The organism is Gilliamella sp. GillExp13 (assembly GCF_001690815.1).
GTDB classification, from domain to species: Bacteria; Pseudomonadota; Gammaproteobacteria; order Enterobacterales; family Orbaceae; genus Gilliamella; species Gilliamella bombi.
Genome location: NZ_LZHJ01000039.1, coordinates 1 through 476 on the forward strand (window position 1 = coordinate 1; position 476 = coordinate 476).

Consider the following 476-nt stretch of genomic DNA (forward strand, 5'->3'; position numbering starts at 1 on the left):
AATTAAAGCTTAATCTCAGAGTAAAACGAAAAAAACGCATTCCTCCACGATGCCCGGAAAAGCTATTTGTGCCTAATAAACAAGGTGAATGTTGGTCAATGGATTTTATGAGTGATAGTAGCCGTAGTCAACGTCGCTTTAGGACATTCAATGTCATCGATGACTTTAATCGTGAGGCGTTAGGTATTGATATTGCAGTCAGCTTACCAGCAGGAAGGATTACCCGTTACTTAGATAAACTGGCCGAATATCATGGATATCCATTAAAAATACGGGTCGATAATGGGCCAGAATTTACAGGAAAAACCTTTATAAACTGGGCTAAATCACATGATATAGCCATTGATTATATAAAGCTCGGTAGCCCTTATCAAAATGGTTATATTGAACGATTTAATCGTACCTATCGTACTGAAGTACTTGATTTATATCTTTTTAACAACTTAGCACAAGCAAGGAGAATAACCGAAGAATGG

General features: G+C 37.2%; 1 protein-coding gene. It reads left to right on the forward strand.

Features of this window, described 5'->3' with window-relative positions:
• On the forward strand, positions 1–476 hold a 476-nt coding region (locus A9G37_RS03180; RefSeq protein WP_141671030.1), incomplete at both ends, for a DDE-type integrase/transposase/recombinase.